General features: G+C 61.6%; 18 protein-coding genes, 1 tRNA gene and 1 other RNA gene. 12 read left to right on the plus strand and 8 right to left on the minus strand.

Annotated elements, in window-relative coordinates; translation table 11 throughout:
* Nucleotides 1-13 precede the first annotated feature (13 nt).
* Nucleotides 14-1396, plus strand: a complete 1383-nt coding sequence (locus FR699_RS05250; protein ID WP_154551440.1) for a phosphoglucomutase/phosphomannomutase family protein — start codon at nt 14-16, stop codon at nt 1394-1396.
* A 62-nt stretch (nt 1397-1458) separates the two neighbouring features.
* On the opposite strand, the gene FR699_RS05255 is transcribed toward FR699_RS05250, so the two are convergent.
* Entirely contained in the window at nt 1459-1908 is a 450-nt protein-coding gene (locus FR699_RS05255) for a metal-dependent transcriptional regulator (protein ID WP_154551439.1), read from the minus strand.
* A 497-nt stretch (nt 1909-2405) separates the two neighbouring features.
* On the opposite strand from FR699_RS05255, the gene FR699_RS05260 reads away from it, so the two are divergent.
* Both FR699_RS05260 and FR699_RS05265 read left to right on the plus strand, forming a co-directional pair.
* Nucleotides 2406-3398 carry a 5-methyltetrahydropteroyltriglutamate--homocysteine methyltransferase gene (locus FR699_RS05260; RefSeq protein WP_158854552.1) on the plus strand — a complete coding sequence of 331 codons (993 nt, stop codon included), beginning with the start codon at nt 2406-2408 and terminating at the stop codon, nt 3396-3398.
* The gene (locus FR699_RS05265) at nt 3395-4450 is read left to right on the plus strand and encodes a methionine synthase (protein WP_158854554.1); all 1056 of its coding nucleotides are present in this window, start codon (nt 3395-3397) and stop codon (nt 4448-4450) included. Before FR699_RS05260 ends, FR699_RS05265 begins: the two co-directional genes overlap by 4 nt.
* Before the next feature lie 27 nt (nt 4451-4477).
* Here FR699_RS05265 and FR699_RS05270 read toward each other — a convergent pair whose 3' ends face one another.
* Both FR699_RS05270 and FR699_RS05275 read right to left on the minus strand, forming a co-directional pair.
* The gene (locus FR699_RS05270; RefSeq protein ID WP_158854556.1) at nt 4478-4951 is read right to left on the minus strand and encodes an NUDIX hydrolase; all 474 of its coding nucleotides are present in this window, start codon (nt 4949-4951) and stop codon (nt 4478-4480) included.
* A 74-nt stretch (nt 4952-5025) separates the two neighbouring features.
* On the minus strand, nt 5026-5997 hold the full coding sequence (locus tag FR699_RS05275) for a transcription initiation factor IIB family protein (RefSeq protein WP_154551435.1): 972 nt from the start codon (nt 5995-5997) through the stop codon (nt 5026-5028).
* Between the two features lie 180 nt (nt 5998-6177).
* On the opposite strand from FR699_RS05275, the gene gatC reads away from it, so the two are divergent.
* Together gatC and gatA are read left to right on the plus strand one after the other, a co-directional pair.
* On the plus strand, nt 6178-6456 hold the full coding sequence (gene gatC, locus FR699_RS05280; RefSeq protein WP_154551434.1) for an Asp-tRNA(Asn)/Glu-tRNA(Gln) amidotransferase subunit GatC: 279 nt from the start codon (nt 6178-6180) through the stop codon (nt 6454-6456).
* The gene (gene gatA / locus FR699_RS05285) at nt 6453-7757 is read left to right on the plus strand and encodes an Asp-tRNA(Asn)/Glu-tRNA(Gln) amidotransferase subunit GatA (RefSeq protein WP_158854558.1); all 1305 of its coding nucleotides are present in this window, start codon (nt 6453-6455) and stop codon (nt 7755-7757) included. The genes gatC and gatA overlap by 4 nt, the downstream gene beginning before the upstream one ends.
* 197 nt (nt 7758-7954) lie before the next feature.
* Here gatA and FR699_RS05290 read toward each other — a convergent pair whose 3' ends face one another.
* A complete protein-coding gene (locus FR699_RS05290) occupies nt 7955-9073 on the minus strand; it encodes a glycosyltransferase (protein ID WP_158854560.1) in 1119 nt (372 codons plus the stop codon).
* 95 nt (nt 9074-9168) lie between these two features.
* Here FR699_RS05290 and FR699_RS05295 point away from each other — a divergent pair, with 95 nt between their 5' ends.
* The 4 genes from FR699_RS05295 to FR699_RS05310 all read left to right on the plus strand — a co-directional run bounded on the left by FR699_RS05295 (nt 9169) and on the right by FR699_RS05310 (nt 12593).
* Nucleotides 9169-9465 (plus strand): ribonuclease P protein component 4, encoded by a 297-nt coding sequence (locus tag FR699_RS05295; protein ID WP_158854562.1) that lies wholly within the window; start codon nt 9169-9171, stop codon nt 9463-9465.
* Nucleotides 9466-9537: 72 nt separating this feature from the next.
* Nucleotides 9538-9786 (plus strand): YhbY family RNA-binding protein, encoded by a 249-nt coding sequence (locus FR699_RS05300; protein ID WP_154551430.1) that lies wholly within the window; start codon nt 9538-9540, stop codon nt 9784-9786.
* Nucleotides 9783-10688, plus strand: a complete 906-nt coding sequence (locus tag FR699_RS05305; RefSeq protein WP_158854564.1) for a mechanosensitive ion channel family protein — start codon at nt 9783-9785, stop codon at nt 10686-10688. The genes FR699_RS05300 and FR699_RS05305 overlap by 4 nt, the downstream gene beginning before the upstream one ends.
* An 87-nt stretch (nt 10689-10775) precedes the next feature.
* Entirely contained in the window at nt 10776-12593 is a 1818-nt protein-coding gene (locus tag FR699_RS05310) for a formate/nitrite transporter family protein (protein ID WP_158854566.1), read from the plus strand.
* 60 nt (nt 12594-12653) lie between these two features.
* On the opposite strand, the gene ffs is transcribed toward FR699_RS05310, so the two are convergent.
* Nucleotides 12654-12966: signal recognition particle sRNA (ffs, locus tag FR699_RS05315), an RNA gene on the minus strand.
* A gap of 75 nt (nt 12967-13041) precedes the next feature.
* Nucleotides 13042-13425 (minus strand): hypothetical protein, encoded by a 384-nt coding sequence (locus FR699_RS05320; protein WP_158854568.1) that lies wholly within the window; start codon nt 13423-13425, stop codon nt 13042-13044.
* Nucleotides 13426-13509: 84 nt separating this feature from the next.
* On the opposite strand from FR699_RS05320, the gene FR699_RS05325 reads away from it, so the two are divergent.
* Nucleotides 13510-13812: a DUF5798 family protein gene (locus FR699_RS05325; RefSeq protein ID WP_154551426.1), complete on the plus strand. Its 303-nt coding sequence runs from the start codon at nt 13510-13512 to the stop codon at nt 13810-13812.
* 9 nt (nt 13813-13821) lie between these two features.
* On the opposite strand, the gene FR699_RS05330 is transcribed toward FR699_RS05325, so the two are convergent.
* Complete coding sequence (locus FR699_RS05330; RefSeq protein ID WP_154551425.1) at nt 13822-14229, minus strand: CoA-binding protein; 408 nt, start codon at nt 14227-14229, stop codon at nt 13822-13824.
* Nucleotides 14230-14324: 95 nt separating this feature from the next.
* Here FR699_RS05330 and FR699_RS05335 point away from each other — a divergent pair.
* Nucleotides 14325-14399 (plus strand) — tRNA-Arg (locus FR699_RS05335).
* A 686-nt stretch (nt 14400-15085) separates the two neighbouring features.
* Here FR699_RS05335 and FR699_RS05340 read toward each other — a convergent pair.
* Complete coding sequence (locus FR699_RS05340; protein WP_158854570.1) at nt 15086-16162, minus strand: hypothetical protein; 1077 nt, start codon at nt 16160-16162, stop codon at nt 15086-15088.
* Nucleotides 16163-16528: 366 nt separating this feature from the next.
* On the opposite strand from FR699_RS05340, the gene FR699_RS05345 reads away from it, so the two are divergent.
* On the plus strand, nt 16529-17047 hold the full coding sequence (locus FR699_RS05345) for a phosphate-starvation-inducible PsiE family protein (protein ID WP_158854572.1): 519 nt from the start codon (nt 16529-16531) through the stop codon (nt 17045-17047).
* Nucleotides 17048-17228: the final 181 nt, after the last annotated feature.

The following is a 17228-nucleotide window of genomic DNA, read 5'->3' on the forward strand; positions in this document are numbered from 1 at the left end:
GGCACGGACACACATGGATACGCCGATCGAATTCGGAACCGATGGGTGGCGAGATACCCTCGATACGTTCACGACACCGCGGATCAAGATGGTGGCACAGGCCGTCGCGGACTATCTCCGCGAAGAGACAGACCGGGCCGGCGATACCATCGCAGTCGGATACGACGCCCGCGATTCCTCGCCAGGCTTTGCTGAAGACGTTGCCGAAGTCCTCGCAGCCAACGGCTTCGACGTACTGGTCGCCAAACGAGACTGCCCGACTCCGATCACGGCCTGGACGATCGTCGACCGTGATCTGGCCGGCGCGATGGCTATTACTGCCTCGCACAACCCGCCAGAATACAACGGTGTGAAGTACATTCCCGAGAATGGTTCGCCCGCACTCCCCGCAGTGACCGAAGGACTCGAAGCACGGCTGCGCGAGCCCGACCCACTGCCCGAAGCCGACCATGGCGACATCGAAGAGGTCGACTTCACCGCAGCCTACTACGAACACGCTCTGGACCTGCTGGAACCGGAACTGTCCGATCTCACAGTCGTCTACGATGCCATGCACGGCAGTGGTCGAGGGGTCACTGACGAGTTGCTCGAACGTGCCGGAGCGACCGTCCACCGCCGCCGCTGTGAGCGCGACCCGGACTTTGGTGGGACTCCGCCCGAGCCGTCGGCCCAGAACCTCGAAGGACTGCTCGAAGCCGTCCGTGAGCACGACGCCGACCTGGGCGTGGCCAACGACGGCGACGCCGACCGGATCGCCGTCGTGACACCGGAGCGTGGGTTCCTCGACGAAAATCTGTTCTTCGCCGCCTTGTACGAGTACATGCTGGAAGACGACGCCGGCCCAGCGGTTCGGACGGTCTCGACGACGTTCCTCATCGACCGTATCGCCGAGGCCCACGGCCAGACTGTCCAGGAAGTCCCAGTCGGGTTCAAGTGGGTCGCCCAAGCGATGAGAGAGCGTGACGCACTGATGGGCGGGGAGGAAAGTGGCGGGTTCTCGATCCGTGGGCACGTCCGGGAGAAGGACGGCGTTCTCATGGCACTGCTCGCGTCGGTCGCGACCGCCGAGTGCTCGCTCGACGACCGGATCGAGGCGCTGCTGGCCGAACACGGCGAAATCCACCAGGATCGCCGGAATCTTGACTGCCCGGATTCGGAGAAAGATCGGGTCGTCGGCGAGATCGAACAAGCGCTGCCCGAGACGGTCGCAGGCGTCGCGGTCGAGGACGTCAACGACGCCGACGGGTTCAAGATCCTCTTAGAAGACGGGTCCTGGCTACTCGCCCGTCCCAGCGGCACCGAACCGAAACTCCGGATTTACGCCGAGGCCGACAGCGCCGATCGGGTAGAGACACTCCTCGATGCGGGCGTCAACATCGTCGAACCGATCATCTGAGAGGCCGTCGTCGCCCTCGATTGCTTCTCGAGGCCGGTAAAACAGTTGCGACGCGAGTGCGATTAGTCTGCACTGGCATCCAGATGCCGACAGTGCTTTGCGTCGGCGTCATAACAGTCCGGGCATTCCTCACAGCGGTCGACGTATCTGGTCAGCCGGGCAGCAACGTCGTCACTCAGTGCGTGTTCGAGTTCACAGGCTTCCTCGTGAAACCCCTCAGTGACGTCCAGCCCGTCGACGAGGAACCGCTCGATGAGACAGTGTTTGGCCAGTAAATCCGCCGCTTGGCGCTCGCCTTCGTCGGTCAAGATGGCTCCGCGTCGCTTCTCGTAGTCGAGAAGTCCGTCCTCTTGAAGTCGAGACAGCATCTGCGTGACGCTGGGCGGGGAGACAGCCAGCCGCTCGGCGATCGCGCCCGTCCTGGCGGGATCGCCGTCCCGCGAGAGGATGTATATCTCCTTGAGATACATCTCGACACTCTCGCTGACGGCGGAGTCTTCGTGGTGGCTCATGATAGGCTCGTCTAACGGCCAACCAATGAAATAGTCACGGGTCCGCCCGGACCGGTAGTCCTTTTCCCGACCGCCTTAGTCACTGTAGTCGGCGAGCGATCGACGAACGTACTTCCCCTATCACCACGGACCGGGAATCCCCTCCCGAGAAGCGACTGGCAGTGACGCTGCCCCGTGTCACTCGTGTCTAACTCCCGTAGCAGTGCGTGAGTCCGAACTCACGGCCCACGTGTGTCGACACGATTTGTTGGTGCACATAAACGAATAGGTGTCGTCGTCACCTGTATCCGCCCCCGCAGCGCCACACTTCGGGCAGTACGTCTGATACGCTCGTCCGACGGTCGCGTTTACCACAGTTAGACAAACGCTCGGCGAGGTCTATCATGAAAGTACCGATTTATTTCTGACCGACACGAACTGGTCGACGGTACTTTATAACCCAAGCGCATTAATTTGAATGAGAAATATTAAAGGCCCTCATTCCATAGCCGGATGTAATGACAGAGATAGTAGCGACCACACCGGGGTTGTATCCGCTGCCAGACTGGGCGAAAGACGATCTGGCAGACCTGAAAGGCCACCAGAAGAGTGATCTCATCGGCGGGGACGAGAACAACGCGATCACCGGAGCGTACGATCGCGCCCGCGAGGAAGTAGTCGATCGCCAGCAGACGGCTGGTCTCGACCGGATCGTCGAGGGACAGTTGCGCTGGGACGACATGCTCGCCCACCCGCTCGCAGTCCACGACAACGTCGATACTCGTGGCATCGTGCGATATTACGACAACAACAATTTCTATCGCGATCCGGTGATCGAGGGCGAATTGACACCGGACGGCGACGTCGCCGGCGAACTCGATGGGGCTGCCCAACTCGTCGACGAGGGACTCCAGGCAGTCTTGCCGGGGCCGTACTCGCTTGCAGAACTCGCTTCGGACGAGTACTACGGTGACGACGCGGCGCTGCTCGACGGCGTCGCGCAGTTCCTCGCGGGCGAACTCGAACAGTTCCCCGACGTGGAGACGTTGTTCCTCCTCGAACCGTCGCTCGTGACCGACCCGCCGGGCGATGGCGACGACGAGCGGGCGAGCAACGCCATCGACACCGTCGCAGACGCGATCGACGCCGAAGTCGTCGTCCACACCTACTGGGGTGCCCTAGAGGAGAAGGTTCACGCCCATCTGCTCGACGCCGACGTCGACGCCCTGGGGTACGACCTGGTTAGCGATCACGAACAGACGATCTACAACGTCAACGAGTACGGGACGACAGAGAGTGTGGCCCTCGGACTGGTCGACGGCCAGAACACACTGCTGGAGACGCCCGAAGAGATCCGTGAGCGCATCGAGTGGTTCGGCACAGAGACGGTCAACGACTTCGAAACGATCTACGCGACGCCAAACACCGAACTGTTCTACCTGCCAGTCAACAAGGCCGAGGCCAAACTCGACGCGCTTGCCTCGGCGGCAAACGAGGAGGTGTCCCTATGAGCAACACACGCGAGCAATTCCGACCGGACGACCACGAGAACGACCACTTCCTGCTGACGACAGTCGTTGGCTCGTACCCGAAGCCAAAGTGGCACGACCGCGCCCGCGAACTCTTCGAGGACGAGGACGCTGATTTCGACGCCGAGGAGTGGGAAGAGTCGAAAGACGATGCCGCTCGGATCATCACTGACGAGCACGAGCGCGCGGGTCTCGATGTCGTCACTGACGGCGAGATGCGGCGCAACGAGATGGTCGAATTCTTCGCCGAGCGCATTCCTGGCTACGAGTTCAACGGCCGCGTCAAGGTCTGGGGCCACAATTACTTCGACAAGCCAAGCGTCGTCGAGAACGTCGAGTACGACCAGCCGTGGCTGGTCGATGAGTACGAGTTCACTACCGAGGTCGCCGACGCGCCGGTGAAGGTCCCGATCACCGGGCCGTACACACTGGCATCCTGGAGTTTCAACGAAGTTTATGACTCCGAGGCGGAACTCACGTACGCCCTGGCCGATCTTGTCAACGAAGAAATCGAAAAACTCGTCGAGGCCGGCGCGAAGTACATCCAGATCGACGAGCCGGCACTGGCGACGACGCCCGACGACCACGCCATCGTCGGCGAGGCCCTCGAACGGATCGCCGACGACGTGCCCGAAGACGTTCGCCTCGGTCTGCACGTCTGCTATGGCGATTACTCGCGGATCTACCCCGAGATGCTCGAATACCCCGTCGAGGAGTTCGACCTCGAACTCGCCAACGGCGACTTCGAGCAGATCGACGTGTTCAAAGAGCCCGAATTCACGAAAGATCTCGCGCTGGGCGTCCTCGACGTCCACGACACCGACGTCGAGTCCGTGGCGGAGATCAAGGAGAACATCAAAAAGGGACTGGAAATCGTACCGCCCGAGCGTCTGACTGTCTCGCCGGACTGTGGCGTCAAACTGCTGCCACGCGAGGTCGCCTACGAGAAGATGGCTAACCTCGCCGAGGCCGCCCGCGAGGTCGAGGCCGAACTGGACGCTGGTGAGATTGAGGTTCCTGCTGCCGAGAACTGACGCTGCGTAGTGTTGTCCGTCCTGCCCTTACTGATTGTCGACTGTTTCGATCGCCTGTTTGCCGATCTCTAGGACGTCATCCGCCAGCCTGTCGCTCGCGGCCTCGAGATCAGACGGCGAGAACCACTTCCAGGCCTCGGGCGGCGCTTCGCCATCTGCAGGGTCGATAGCACGGTTCTTCAGTTCACCGTAGAAGATGAAGTCGATGTGCTGGTGACCGACTTCGCCATCGTGGACGTTGATGTCCTCGAGCAGGAAGTGCTGTGGCTGGGGGATGCTTTCGGCCGTGGCTGATTCGAGGTCTCCTTGGGAGGCGATGAGATCCGGTTCGAGGCCGATCTCCTCGTGTACCTCGCGACTGGCAGCGACGTGAGGGAGTTCGTCTCGATCGATGTGCCCGCCAGGCGGGAGCCACATCTCTAATTTCTCGTGTTCGTGAAGGGCCGTCTCACCGTCGTGGACGACGTAGACTGTCGCGACGAAATGGCGGGTCGTTTCCATGGATACGGCCGAGAGGGCAACCGAGTTGAACCTGCCGAAGTGGACCTCAGAAGAGCGGACGTTCGTCGACGCGTTCAGCTCGCCCTGATGCCTTCCTTGGCTTCGAGCAGTTCGTGATAGCGGTTGCGGATCGTGACCTCGGAGATGTTCGCGACTTCGCTGACTTCGTTTTGGGTCACCTTCTCGTTGGCCAGCAGTGAAGCAGCGTAGATGGCCGCAGCGGCCAGTCCGACGGGGCTCTTTCCGGAGTGGACGCCTTCCTGTTTGGCGTTCTCCAGGAGGTCACGGGCGTGGCGCTCGGCTTCCTCGGTGAGCCCGAGGTCGGAGGCAAACCGGGGGACGTAACTTGCGGGATCGGCCGGTTGGACCTCCAAGCCGAGTTCCCGAACGACGTACCGATACGTTCGGGCCGTCTCGTCTTTCTCGACGCGGGAGACGTTGTTGATCTCGTCGAGACTTCGCGGGTTGCCCGCCTGACGGGCAGCGGCATACAGCGAGGACGTAGCGACACCTTCGATGGAGCGACCGGGCAGGAGGTCTTCGTCCAAGGCCCGGCGATAGATGACAGAAGCGGTCTCGCGGACGTTCTCGGGCAGGCCGAGTGCGCTCGCCATGCGGTCGATTTCGCCAAGAGCCTGCTTGAGGTTGCGTTCTTTGGAGTCCCTGGTGCGGAAGCGTTCGTTCCAGGTCCGGAGGCGCTGCATCTTCTCGCGTTGACGGCTGGACAGCGAGTTGCCGTAGGCGTCTTTGTCTTGCCAGCCGATATTCGTCGAGAGGCCCTTATCGTGCATCATGTTCGTCGTCGGCGCGCCGACGCGGGACTTCTCGTCTTTCTCTTTGGCGTCGAAAGCGCGCCACTCCGGGCCGGGGTCGATCTCGTCTTCCTCGACGACCAGTCCACACTCGCTACACACCGTCTCACCGCGTTCGGAGTCCGATCGGAGTGAACCGCCACACTCCGGACAGACGTGTTCGGTCTCCTGTTCGTCCTCGGTAGTCTCTTGCTGATTCGCTTGCTCGTAACTTCTGAGGGTCGTATCTGACATTGGTCGAGTACGTAACGGGCGGGAGGCCCGAAGAACGGTTTCGCTCGTCTTTGTGTTTTTTCGGGGAGAACTTAAATTCTTTGGTCGGCCAAAACCGGCAGCCATCGCCGGATAGTCGGTGTCGTATTCGGGATCCACCGTTTCGAAACCCTTAGTGGCGGTCCCACCCAGCGAGAGGATATGAGCGAATCGGTCGTCGATCCCGAGGAGGTCGAGCACGTCGCGGATCTCGCGCGGGTGAATCTGGACCCGGAGGAGCGCGAGCGATTCACCGAGCAATTTGCAGACATTCTCTCGTACTTCGAGACGCTCGATGACGTCCCCGAAGTCGAACCGAGCGCGGAGCTGACCAACGTCATGCGTCCCGACGAAGTAACCGAGAGTCTCGACCGCGATGCAGCGCTGGAAAACGCACCTGACAGCGAAGACGGCTTCTTCAAAGGGCCAAACGTCTCATGAGCAACAACGCCTACATCACCGAGGAGACGATCGAGGGTGCAGACGACGGCCCCCTCGCGGGTCGAACCGTCGCCGTCAAGGACAACATCTCGACGGAAGGTGTCCGGACGACGGCTGGCTCTGCGATGCTCGAAGACTACGTACCGCCCTACGATGCGACGGTCGTCGAGCGCCTGAAGGCAGCCGGGGCGACGATTCCCGGCAAGGCCAACATGGACGAGTTCGGGATGGGGACGACCACGGAGACCTCGAACTTCGGTCCGACAGAAAATCCCGCTGCCGAGGGGCACGTCCCTGGCGGCTCTTCGGGTGGATCGGCTGCGGCCGTCGCCGCAGGTGAGGCCGATCTCGCGCTGGGCAGTGACACTGGCGGCTCGGTGCGATGTCCGGCCGCCTTCTGTGGCGTCGTCGGGATCAAGCCGACCTACGGACTCGTTTCTCGGTACGGCCTGATCGCCTACGCCAACTCCTTAGAACAGATCGGCCCGATCGCGCCGACCGTCGAGGACGCGGCCGAGCTACTGGAAGTCATCGCCGGACCGGACCCACACGACGCGACGACCCGTGACGCGACCGACGAGATCGGCGGTCCAGACCCCGACGGCCGCCGGGACTACGCCTTCGCCGACGCAGCCGACGGCGACGTCGAGGGATTAGAGATCGGGATTCCCACGGAGCTACTCGACGGTGCCGACGAGGCAGTCGTCGAGACCTTCTGGGACGCCATCGACGAGTTAGAAGCGAAAGGCGCGAGCTACCACGAGGTCGATCTTCCCTCCGTCGAGCACGCTGTCGAAGCCTACTACGTCATTGCGATGAGTGAGGCCTCCTCGAACCTGGCACGGTTCGACGGCGTTCGATACGGCCGTTCGGGCGGCTACGACGGCAACTGGAACGAGACCTTCGCGACGGCCCGTGAGGACGGGTTCGGTGAAGAAGTCAAGCGGCGGATCCTCCTGGGGACGTACGCACTCTCGGCGGGGTATCACGATAAGTACTACAAGAAAGCCCAGGACGCCCGCGCCTGGGTGAAAGAAGACTTTGATTCGGCCCTTTCGGAGGCGGACGTCCTGGCCAGTCCGACGATGCCAGTCCCGCCGATGGAACGGGGCGAGAGTCTTGACGATCCCCTCAAAATGTACCTCGCAGACGCCAACACGACGCCAGTCAACCTCGCAAACCTCCCAGCGATCTCCGTGCCGGCCGGCGAGACAGACGACGGACTGCCAGTCGGAGTACAGGTGATCGGTCCGGCATTCGGCGAGCGGACGATCATCCGGGCTGGGAGCGCGCTGGCGTAGTGTTGTGAACGGGTGGTGCGGTTTTTTCGCCCACGTTTTTGCGTGAGAGGTCCGCCGTGCGGACCCGAGCGGAAAAAGGTGGTCGCGTGAGCGGACGATCATCCGGGCTGGGAGCGCGCTGGCGTAGTGTTGTGAGCGAACAACAGTCCCAGCCAAGTAAGGAGAGGCCGAGCCTCGGCGGACGGCCTTTGAAAGCGCTAGTCGTCTTCGAGGACACTTTCGTAGACGTCTGTCAAGCGATCTACGGCGTGATCAATGCTGATGGTCTCGCGTCGGCTGAGGCATTGTTCAGCGAGCGTGTCCTGTTCGGCGAGCACGCGGTTGATCGCTGCGCGGAAGCCGGTGATATCGCCTTGGGAATACGAGTAGCCATTGACGCCATCCTCGATAGTGTCTGCCAGCGCCCCACTGTCGACGCCGGCAACCGGCGTCCCGCAGGCGTTGGCTTCTAACGCGACGAGACCTTGCGTTTCGACAGGGCTCGGGAACGCAAAGGCGTCCAGTGCCGAGTAGAAAGCGGGCAACTCCTCACGTGGCAGAAAGCCAAGGAAGCGGACGTCGACGTTTGCAGCCTCGGCCCGGGCCTCGATGTCGTCACGGGCCGGGCCGTCACCACCGAAAACGACAGTTACGTTCATGCCGTCAGTGGCAGAAATAATATCCGAGAGACACTTTTCGTAGCCGTGACGACCCGTGTATCCGACGAGCGGACGGTCGGTCGGGAGGTCGTATCGTGTCCGAAAGTCGTCACCGGCGACCGGCTGCAATCGCTGTACGTCGACGCCGTTGGGCACGACTTCGACCGGCGTCGAGACATCGACCGTCTCGACAATGTGGTCGCGGGCACGGTCACTCGGCGCGATCACGACGTCGGCACGGTCGAAGAACCACCGCTCGTAGCTCGTGGCGGTCCGTCTGACCGTCCGTTCGACACGATCGCCAAGTGAGACGTAGGCCGCGTACTCGCTGGTCGGCGTGTGATAGGACGCGATCAGGGGGAGATCCCGTGAGCGGGCGACCCGCATCGCGCTCATACCGAGCCCGAACGGCGTGTGGGCGTGGACGAGGTCCACGTCCCCGATCGCCTCGGGGACACGCGGGACGCCCATCCGAAAGCCCTCGTAGAAGGGAAACGGCAGACTCCGGACGGGGTACTCGCGGTCGTCCGGCTCGTAGTCGTCGGCATCCGGGTAGACGATCGCCATATCACCGCCTCGGTCCCGCCAGCGGTCCCGCCAGGCCTGAACGGTGTAGGTGACGCCGTTGACCGTCGGCAAGTACGTATCCGTGAACGCGCCGACAGACGGCAGTGCCATATTGGACCGAATTTGGCCGAGGATCGATTAATGCGTTGTGATACGCCCGGCGTCGACCGATACCCCTAACCCGGCGACGACGCTACGTGGCCGTGATGAGTGACGACGCAACGATCGCCGCCGAGCGGATCGAGGTGCTGGCCGAGCAAGCCCGCGAGGCGGCCCGAACGGACCACCCCGACCGCGCACGAGAGTGCGTTCGTCGAGCACGTCGGGTCGCGGAACGCCACCGGCTGTCTCTGCCGGCGTCGTTCGAGCGGTTCGTCTGTGATCGCTGTGATGCCTATTTGTGTCCGGGCCGAAACGCCCGGGTTCGGACACAATCTGGCCACGTCGTCGTGACGTGTGAGTGTGGTAGCCAGGCCCGATACCCGTACGCTGACAGCCAGTGAACGATACTGGCTCCCGCGGGAGGACTCGCGCTTGGCTAAGCTTAAAACGCGTTCAGTCCGAACATCGGTGACATGAGTGACGTAACTCCGAGCAACGCGATGCACGAACTCGATGTAACTCTCTGGGTCGGCAAACACGGCGTGGATGCCGTCGCCGACGAACTCGACGACCAACTCACGGACCGGGACCTGGTGAAAGTCAAATTCCTTCGAGCCGCCCGTGGAGAGGGTGACGTCGAAGCACTCGCGACCGAACTCGCCGACCACGTTGAGGGCACCGTTGTCGAGACACGAGGCCACATGGCGGTACTACAAGGATGACACTCCTCGGCTCTGTCGTGTTACAGGCTGATTCCGGGCTCATCGCGCGCTTGTTGGAGGGCGCGAACGTACCCTATGCCGACGTGATCGGGGCGATGGTCACGTTCGTCCTAGTCTCGGTCGGCGTCTACCTCCTCGGTCGGATGACTGTCGTCCCACTGGTAAACCGTGTGTTGAAGGCCCGAGATCTGGACGTTCACGCGCGAACGCCGATCAAGAAGCTTACCGGTGCTCTGGTCGTGTTCGTCGCCATTGCGGTCGCGTTTGCCTTTGCGGGGTTCGGGAACATCCTCACCGCGCTGGCGACGATCGCCGCGGCCGCGACGCTTGCGATCGGGTTCGCTATGCAAGACGTGATCGCGAACTTCGTCGCCGGCGTGTTCATCTTCACGGACCAACCGTTCCGCATCGGCGACTGGATCGAATGGGACGACCGCAGCGGCGTCGTCGAGGATATCAGCCTCCGCGTGACGCGCGTGCGGACCTTCGACAACGAACTCCTGACGGTCCCAAACTCCACCCTGACCGACGGCGTCATCAAGAATCCGGTCGCCAAAGAGCAACTCCGTCTGAAGTTCGTCTTCGGGATCGGCTACGACGACGACATCGACAAAGCGACGGAAATCATCGTCGAGGAAGCACAGGCCCACGACGAAATCCTCGACGATCCCGCACCGTCGGTGCGTCTCGTCGAACTCGGCGACTCCTCGGTGGGCCTGCAATCGCGCATCTGGATTTCGGAGCCGAGCCGGGGCGATTTCGTTAAAACCCGCGGTGAGTACGTCCAGGCTGTCAAGGAGCGATTCGACGAAGCGGGAATCGACATCCCGTATCCGAACCGTACGATCGGGGGCGAACTGGAACTGGCAGACGGAGCCGCCATCGGGGAACTCGAGAGCTGAAACCCCACGCTGGCTGGCAACTGGACGCCACTGTCGACGTGCCCGCCGAGAGCGAACTTTCTTGGGGCTGCCGTGCCGGGATCGGACATGGCCGAACCCGATCGAGTACCCAGCGAACCGGCAGACACCGACGTGCCGACGCAGGGTGAGGTGATCCCGGATCGGTTCTCTACCGACGAAGTATTCCAGCGGATCGTCGCCGACGCCGATCACGAGGTGACCTCCGGGGTGCGGGAATTGTTTTTCAGCGCGCTGGCGGCCGGGTTCGCGATCACGGTCACGTTCTTGCTGTACGCGTCGCTGTACCCGCGGACGGACGGCGGTATCGCGGCGGTGATGCTCTACCCGCTCGGGTTCATTTACATCATCATCGGTGGCTACCAGTTATATACCGAAAATACGCTCCCGCCGGTAGCACTGACGCTCGAACGCCTGGTTTCGATCCCGACACTGTTGCGCCACTGGCTGATCGTCCTGATCGGTAACTTCGCCGGCGGCGCGGCCGGTGCAGTCGTCCTCGCCTACGGGGGCGTTTTCAGCCCCGAAGCCGCAGCGGTCGCGGTCGATCTGGCCCACAAGGGCGTCGAGACGCCGATCGTCTCGTTGTTCTTCAAGGGTGCCTTCGCCGGGTTCATCGTCGCTGGCGTCGTCTGGCTCGACTTTGCTGTCCGGGACACCGTCTCCAGACTCGTCATCGTCTACCTGGCGTTCCTGGCGATCCCGCTGGGGAACCTGTTTCACGTCGTCGTTTCGTTCACCGAGTCGATCTACACGGTTCTGGCGGGTGATTTGAGCGTTGTCGTCGCGATGACGGAGTTCGTCGTTCCGGTTGCAATCGGCAACACGGTCGGCGGGATCGTGCTCGTGACGATCGTCAACTACTATCAGACGAGCGAGCGACGCCTCGAAGTCGACCGTTTCGAACACGTCCGCAGGCTCTCGATCCGGGAGTGGGTACTGGGGAACCTCGCAGGCCGATCGTACGTGCCGATCGTCGACACAGTCGAAGACATCGTCCGCGATCCAGATTCCCACCGTGTTCTGGTCCCGATCACGAATCCACGAACGGAAACGAAGCTCGTGCACTTGGCATGCACGTTCGCCGCCGCTCGTGAGAAGGGGACAGTTCATGCGGTTCACGTCGTCCAGACCCCCGGCCACGTCAGCAGCGACGAAGAACGCCACGATCGCATCCTCGAAGAGTCCGATCGGCTACTAGAAGACGTCCGACGTGTCGGCGAGCAGTACGACGTCGGCTTCGAGACGTCGACGATCGTCTCGACGCGTTCTCTAGAGGAAGTGTTCGATCGGGCACGGCGAACCCGCCCCGACCTGGTTGTACTCGGTTGGGGCGAGGACAAACTCTGGGACAGTGCCCGGGCCGAAAAGCCGGTACACGAACTGACGAACAGACTGCCCTGTGATTTCTTGATCCTGAAAGATCGCGGCCTGGACTGTTCACGAGTGTTGGTGCCGACTGCAGGTGGTCCAGACTCGTCGCTGTCGGCCGAAATCGCCAAGATACTCCAGGCGGCAAGCGACGCCAAAGTCACGTTACTGCACGTCGTCGACGACCAACGCCACTGTGATGCGGGAGAGCGTTTCCTTGCCGAGTGGGCCGCCGAGCACGATCTCGAAGCCGCCGATCAACTGGTCGTCGCCGGGGACGTCGAGCGAACGATCGAACGGGAAGCCGAGGATCACACGCTGGTCATGCTCGGCGCGACCGAGCGCGGGCTGCTGGCTCGGCTGGTCACTGGCTCGTTGCACCTGCAGGTCGTCAACGATGTCGAGTGCTCGGTCGCACTCGCCGAACGGCCACACGAGCGAGCGTTCTGGAAGCGTCTGTTCGGTCGTGGACGACGCCGGTCGATTCCATCGGACCGATACCAGGACGATCCCTGACCAGCAGTCGCTGTCGGAGACGCCGTGAGATAGTACTACGAGACGTATAATTCCGGATGAATGTGGACAGCCGGGATGGCCCGGCGTTCGGACGTGGGGAGTCCCGCGTGCCTCCTCCACCCCGCGACCCTGCGAGCGGCAGGTGTCCGAGGGTCCGCTGCTCGCTTCCGCGCCTGGCGGAGTGCCCTCGGTTAACGACACCGGCACGCCCCTGCAGGCGATTCGGTGTCGACCGCTACCCCCGTAGGACGAGGCTTCGACGTTGGCTAACGGGGCCCGCGTCCGTCTGTCCGGACGCCCCCGGGATTTGGCCCCCGCTGAAGACCATAGCGCGGGTGACGAGCGGGGCCTAACCGCCCGGCCTAGTCCGGTTTGATCGTACTCCGGTTGTCCATAAGGGCCTTTCGGCTCGGAACTGTGTTTCGGCCACGACGAAAGTGGTGACCACTCACCAGACGCGAAGTTCTCGCGCATACCAGGCCGCAACGAGTGGCACTGTACTGGCCGTCACAACGAGGGCGTGACGATGGTACCGGGTGATCGATAGCACATCAGTTCTGGCCGTCAGCGCCCAGGCGACCGCCATCCCAGCCGCCAACAGCCCGAGTGCCAGCGTGACTCCGGCTGCGAGAGCAGGATCTGTCCGTCCTTGGCGGCCAGCAGCAAAGACGATCACCGCAATCAAGGCCAGCAAGCCACCGAGGAGTGGATTCACCGCGCCCGTCTCGTAGTAGAGGCCGGCCCCGGCAGACTGAAACGGGACTGCCAGTGTCGAGAGGAAAGCCAGACACGCGAGTACACCCACGAGCGGGGCCAGACTGGTTCGCTCCATGCCTGAGCGTGTGATCGACGCCCCCTTAATGGCGACGTTCCGCGGACCGAAAAGCGCACAACCCGGCAGTGACAACCCAGGGGCATGGGATTTGGCGACACCGCAAAGAAGCTCCAGAAAGTCACCGGCATGGCAGAGGACCTCTACGAGAAGATGAACGATCTCCGGGGGCAGATCCAATCCCTCCGAGAAGAGCTCGAAACGACGAGCACACAGGTCGACGAGATGGAACAGGATCTCGCCGAGCAACGAGCGTTGTTGGAAGCGCTGGCCGAGCAACAGGGCCTCGATGTCGACGCGATCGTCGCGGATGCCCACATCGAAGACGCCGACACGGTGCCCGAGGCCGAAGCGATCGACGAGGGAGACGAGGAAACAGCCGAATAATACGTCGCCTCAGGCGAGCAGTCGCTGGTGTTGGACCTTCAAACAGTGGTCTTGGACGACCCGCCGACCGGCGTCTTCGGCACGCGAAACAGCCCCATCGTGGGTAATGCCAAGCTGGAGCCAGATTGCTGGCTCGTCTTCGCGATCCAGTGCTGCGTCGACGATTTCGGGTACTTCGTCGCTCGGGCGAAAGACGTTCACGAGGTCAATTTTGTCGGGGACGTCGGCGAGTGAATCGTACGCGTCGCGGTCGAATATCTCCTCGGCGAAGGGATTGATCGGGATGACGTCGTAGCCAGCAGCGAGGAGATATTTCGGGACCTCGTGGGCATCCTTGCCGGGCGTCGAGGAACACCCGACGACGGCGATAGTAGTTGTCGTATCGAGTAATTCTTGCAGTTGGTCGTCAGTTGGCATGCCTGTATCTGGGGGTGCGGTATGGAAAAACATACCGTCGAACTGGATAGAGACATTTTTTACAGTGGGTACCTACTGTGTGGATGTAACCGGGAGGGCGCTTAGCTCAGCCTGGACAGAGTACTTGGCTTCGGACCAAGCTGTCGTGGGTTCAAATCCCTCAGCGCCCGTGCAGTGAGACGGTGAGCGATGCGAACCGTCGAGCGAACCGGCACTGCGGATTTGAACCCTGCCAGTCGCGCGCAGCGGAGCAAGCACGTCTGGGTTCGGTTCAAATCCCTCAGCGCCCGTCGCATTTCGCTGCGAACAAACTGTGAGCAGCAAATGCGCCATCTGAGGCATTTGAACCCGGGGAGTCGCAGCGCGAACGAAGTGAGCGACCGTCTCCATTTGGTTCAAATCTCTCAGCGCCCGTAAATTCTGCGCGAACGATAGTGAGCGGTGAGGAGCGTCAGCCGAGGATTTGAGGCAGGGAGTGGGAGGTGAACGAGCAGTGCGAGGTCTCAAAGCGACCTCGAAAAGCCGAACGGAGGAGCCGTGAGGTAGCGAGCGAACGGGAACGAGTGGGGTTCGAATCCTGCAGCGCCCATATTTCCGAGGGGTGTAATCGCCCGATAGCGGCGCAATAAACCGCCAATCGAACGCAGCGCAGTTGCGCTCGTTCGATAGTCGAACGACGGGTGATTTCCACCGGGAGTCGCGTACAACCAAGCAGGTGGCAATTCAGAAAGTCAATCGGTGGGTGACGGGCGTCTCCCGCTTGTCTCGATTCAGTGTCCTCTTGTTACCGCTCTCAAATCCGTGCTGATGACGTTCGTCGGGCAGTGACTGCGTACAGCGTGGACGGGGCCACATTCTACCGTTCCGATACCTGCGATTCGTCCGTCCCCCACGACAGGCCCACGGTTGTTTCTGGCGGGGCGAGCGGGCTCGTCGGCAGCTCACCGCTCGGGTCGGGGTCGTTGTAGGCTTTCGGAGCCACGTCGTTTGGTGCGTCGGGATAGAAGAGCGAGGCAAACGCGTGGATGTGTTCGCGTCCGACGTCGAGTTCGAACTGTCCGCCGCCGAACATCTGAACCTCCTGGTTGTGGCAGTAGTCGATAGTGTCAAAGAGCGACTGTATCGAGCCGAATCGGGATGGCTTGATGTTGAGCCACTCCGGGTCCCAAGGGAGGTCTTCGACGGTTTCGACGCCTCGAATCGGGTAGTCCCACGTTACGCGTGCCTCGTGTCCCTCGAACAGTGGTCGCGTCACCTCGTTCAGTTCCGGATCTTCGATGAATGCTTCGGGAAAGCCCTCGATGATTCGCTCGTACAGCTCCGGGTCGGCAGGCTGATCGACCGTCGTCCCGTGGTACTGTCCTTTGAGGTCGAGTGTTCGGACAGCGTCGGTTGCCGCGAAGCGCTCGATGACTGCTGTTGTCCACTCCGATGTCGGATCGAGTTTGAACTCCAACTCGGGGTTCCGGTCGAGCCAGTCGAGCACGACGTCGCCGGTCGGCGGGTCCTCCAGACGTGTACTTACGACGAATCGAACTGGATCGTACGTGCGGCCGAGACAGTCGGCGAGGTCCGTGTCGGCCTGCTTCAATGCGAGATCGAGCGCGGCGCTCTCCAAGGCCCACTGTCGATAATTACGGAAGATTGACTGGTTCGGTTCGGTGCCGTGGAATAAATCGATCTCAGATACCTGGTCCGAGAACGCGTCGAGGGTGTATTCTCCCGTAATAGGGAAGTCCGCTGCAGAAGCGCGTAGGGCTTCGTGTGCGTCGTTGTCGTATGTGACGTCCTCGCCACGCCCGGTTTCGCCGTTGCCGTGTAACGAGACGATGGTCGTCGCTCGGGTGAAGCCACTGGACGTGTCCCGCTCGCGTTGTTCGAGCTCGTAGGCCTGTATTTCCAGTTCGAGGCCGGAGACGTGATCGTACAACACTGTGAACCCTCCTTTGTCCCGGCGGCATTAATAACTGAGAGAGACAGCCGTCGAACCGATGGAGACGTGGGGTACAGACGCTACGACGGACTCGGACACGCCATCAACGACGACGAGGTCCAAACGGTGAATTCGTTTATCGAACGACTCGTCTGAACTGTGGTGACATCAGCACACGCTAGGAGAATATGTCGGCTACAATGGGATGGTCTCCGGAGGGACACGCTTTTGCTGCCCGCAGCTATCGTATCGAGGGTGTACCCGACGACGGTGCTGTCGCGACGGCCAACTGTATATGTGTCTGGCGCTCTTACAGTTCAGTGAATGAACAGCCGACTGCCCGACGGGAACGTGCCGTCGACATAGATGAGCAGTGCTGACCAGCCCCCCACGGAACACTCTTCGGACAGTGTTGAACCCGGACTCTCGACGTCGTTGGCAGAACGGTACTCGAACGTAATGGGGCGATTCGTCCATGGGGTCGAACTGGCCGCCGCAACTGTTTTTGCCGGCCTCTTCGCGATAGGGGTTGTCGATCTGATACTCCAAATATTCGGAGCCGTACAATCGGGGAGCATCACCGATCCACTCGTCGTCATTGGGTTCATCGACACTGGCCTGCTCCTGTTGATCATCGTCGAAGTGTACCAAACGGTGCTTGCATACGTCGAGGAGAACGACACGCGACGCATCGTCCAGCTCGTTATTTACACCGGCGTCATCGCGATGGTCAGGAAAGTTATCATTTTCCGAACGAGCGAGTATCCCACACTCGAAGATGCCGTCTTCGCCGCTGGTTCGTATGCGATCATTATCTTCGCGCTAGTCGGGCTACTATTTGCCGAACGAGTCTACGGGAACGGTTCCACGCTACTATCCGACTAGGGGACGAGACGGGTGAGAGAGAATCCAGGCACGGGCGTACTACTTGTGTCGTCGTTCGCGTCCAGCGGTACACGAGCCTCGATGCACTCGACGTCGAGACCGAGGCCAAATCGACGACCGACCCCCCACAGCACAAACGAAGATCGGACCGTTTACCGCTGTATTCCCGTCCTACCCGGAG

This window comes from Halorhabdus sp. CUG00001 (assembly GCF_009797925.1).
Taxonomy (GTDB): domain Archaea; phylum Halobacteriota; class Halobacteria; order Halobacteriales; family Haloarculaceae; genus Halorhabdus.

Excerpts from the sequence above, each read along its gene's own strand:
- FR699_RS05250 (WP_154551440.1), top strand. The coding sequence starts at position 14 with ATGGATACGCCGATCGAATTCGGAACCGATGGGTGGCGAGATACCCTC.
- FR699_RS05255 (WP_154551439.1), bottom strand. The coding sequence starts at position 1,908 with ATGAGCCACCACGAAGACTCCGCCGTCAGCGAGAGTGTCGAGATGTAT.
- FR699_RS05260 (WP_158854552.1), top strand. The coding sequence starts at position 2,406 with ATGACAGAGATAGTAGCGACCACACCGGGGTTGTATCCGCTGCCAGAC.
- FR699_RS05265 (WP_158854554.1), top strand. The coding sequence starts at position 3,395 with ATGAGCAACACACGCGAGCAATTCCGACCGGACGACCACGAGAACGAC.
- FR699_RS05270 (WP_158854556.1), bottom strand. The coding sequence starts at position 4,951 with ATGGAAACGACCCGCCATTTCGTCGCGACAGTCTACGTCGTCCACGAC.
- FR699_RS05275 (WP_154551435.1), bottom strand. The coding sequence starts at position 5,997 with ATGTCAGATACGACCCTCAGAAGTTACGAGCAAGCGAATCAGCAAGAG.
- gatC (WP_154551434.1), top strand. The coding sequence starts at position 6,178 with ATGAGCGAATCGGTCGTCGATCCCGAGGAGGTCGAGCACGTCGCGGAT.
- gatA (WP_158854558.1), top strand. The coding sequence starts at position 6,453 with ATGAGCAACAACGCCTACATCACCGAGGAGACGATCGAGGGTGCAGAC.
- FR699_RS05290 (WP_158854560.1), bottom strand. The coding sequence starts at position 9,073 with ATGGCACTGCCGTCTGTCGGCGCGTTCACGGATACGTACTTGCCGACG.
- FR699_RS05295 (WP_158854562.1), top strand. The coding sequence starts at position 9,169 with ATGAGTGACGACGCAACGATCGCCGCCGAGCGGATCGAGGTGCTGGCC.
- FR699_RS05300 (WP_154551430.1), top strand. The coding sequence starts at position 9,538 with ATGAGTGACGTAACTCCGAGCAACGCGATGCACGAACTCGATGTAACT.
- FR699_RS05305 (WP_158854564.1), top strand. The coding sequence starts at position 9,783 with ATGACACTCCTCGGCTCTGTCGTGTTACAGGCTGATTCCGGGCTCATC.
- FR699_RS05310 (WP_158854566.1), top strand. The coding sequence starts at position 10,776 with ATGGCCGAACCCGATCGAGTACCCAGCGAACCGGCAGACACCGACGTG.
- FR699_RS05320 (WP_158854568.1), bottom strand. The coding sequence starts at position 13,425 with ATGGAGCGAACCAGTCTGGCCCCGCTCGTGGGTGTACTCGCGTGTCTG.
- FR699_RS05325 (WP_154551426.1), top strand. The coding sequence starts at position 13,510 with ATGGGATTTGGCGACACCGCAAAGAAGCTCCAGAAAGTCACCGGCATG.
- FR699_RS05330 (WP_154551425.1), bottom strand. The coding sequence starts at position 14,229 with ATGCCAACTGACGACCAACTGCAAGAATTACTCGATACGACAACTACT.
- FR699_RS05345 (WP_158854572.1), top strand. The coding sequence starts at position 16,529 with ATGAGCAGTGCTGACCAGCCCCCCACGGAACACTCTTCGGACAGTGTT.